The organism is Draconibacterium sp. (genome assembly GCF_041583095.1).
In the GTDB taxonomy this organism is placed as follows: domain Bacteria; phylum Bacteroidota; class Bacteroidia; order Bacteroidales; family Prolixibacteraceae; genus Draconibacterium.
Map to the genome: position 1 here is coordinate 1 of NZ_JBFHGM010000442.1, position 1770 is coordinate 1770.

1 protein-coding gene and 1 pseudogene are annotated in these 1770 nt (G+C 43.3%); one reads left to right on the forward strand and one right to left on the reverse strand.

Annotated elements, in window-relative coordinates; genetic code table 11:
• A pseudogene (locus ABZB17_RS22360) lies at positions 1-224 on the reverse strand (lysine--tRNA ligase); the annotation flags it as partial.
• A 239-nt stretch (positions 225-463) separates the two neighbouring features.
• On the opposite strand from ABZB17_RS22360, the gene recJ reads away from it, so the two are divergent.
• The coding region (recJ, locus tag ABZB17_RS22365; RefSeq protein ID WP_372653873.1) for a single-stranded-DNA-specific exonuclease RecJ at positions 464-1770 on the forward strand (1307 nt) is incomplete at its 3' end.

Genomic DNA, 1770 nt, shown 5'->3' on the forward strand with positions numbered 1-1770 from the left:
TCAGCAAACGCAGCTTTTCCCATAATTCTGCGGCTCATCAAACGGCCGGCAATCACTACATCCTGAAAATTCTTCTCCTCTTCCTTGAAGTTCTGTTTTATTTCTTTGGTGTTGGTATTTACGTGGTACTGTGCCGCCGGGTAGGGGTCGATCCCCAACTCGCGCATTTTTTGCAACGAATTTCGTCTGATGATCTCTTGTTCACTTAATTCCTGATGACTCATTTTTTCTTCACTTTTATTTTGCTGTCACTCTTTTGTTTAAATGACAATTTATTGCCCGGGAAAAGATTCCCGAATCCTTTAAAAAAATTTGGGCAAAGATAATAAAACAGATCGGTTGTAATTGTTGTTGTAACACTGAATCATTTAAAAAATAATGTTGAGGGTGAATGTTTTATTTCCATATGCGGTTGCATTTTGTATCTTTGCGCATTCACATCTTGAAAACACAAAAACGCAGCATGGATAGAATTTGGAACTTAAAAAAACAAGGCGACCAAAACGAGGTAAAGCACCTCTCAGCGGCGTTGAATGTGAATATGGTGATAGCGCGCTTGCTGGTACAGCGGGGTATAAAAACCTACGCTGAAGCCAAAGCATTTTTCCGCCCCCGACTAAGCGATCTGCACGATCCCTTTCTGATGAAAGACATGGCGAAAGCGATTGCCCGACTGGATCAGGCCATTGAAAATAACGAAAAAGTTATTGTGTACGGCGATTACGATGTTGACGGAACTACTTCGGTGGCGCTGGTCTATTCATTTTTAAAAGAGCGCATAAAAGATATTGAATATTACATACCCGATCGTTACAGCGAAGGATATGGAATTTCGCCCAAAAGTATTGACTATGCCGTTGAAAAAGGAGTAACGCTGATTGTGGCACTCGACTGCGGAATTAAAGCCGTTGAAAAGATTGCCAAAGCCAAGGAACGTGGGATCGATTTTATTATCTGCGATCACCATAATCCGGATGATGAAGTGCCGCCGGCTGTTGCAGTGCTCGACCCAAAACAATCGGATTGTAAATATCCTTACAAAGAACTTTCGGGTTGCGGCGTAGGATTTAAGCTGTTGCAGGCTTACTGCAAAAGACACGAAATTGATTACGAAGAAATTTACGACTTGCTGGATTTGGTAGCAGTGAGTATTGCTGCCGATATTGTCCCGATAACCGGCGAGAACCGGGTGCTGGCGTATTACGGCCTCAAGAAACTGAACTCGAATCCGGGAATTGGTTTGCAAACCATTATAAATTTTGCGGGTATCTCAGGAACCGAAATTACCATTAGCGATATTGTGTTTAAAATTGGCCCACGATTAAATGCATCGGGCCGTATTGAACACGGTAAAAAGTCGGTGCAGATATTGGTATCAACCGATGAAGATAAATCGGATCTGCTGGGAGAGGAGATCGACTCGTTTAACGAAATACGAAAAACGCTTGACCGTGATATTACCCAGGATGCCCTGGACACTATCGAAAACAGTCCGGAATTTAAGAATAAAAACAGTACCGTGCTTTATAACCGCGACTGGCACAAAGGTGTGGTTGGTATTGTGGCGTCGCGGGTTACCGAGCATTACTACCGCCCAACTGTAATTTTAACCGAATCGAATGGTTTGGCAACCGGATCGGCACGTTCGGTGCGCGATTTTGATTTGTACGAAGCCATCGGTCAGTGCAGTGATTTGCTGGAATCGTATGGCGGACACATGTATGCTGCAGGATTGACCATGAGAATTGAAAATATTCCTGAGTTCAGACA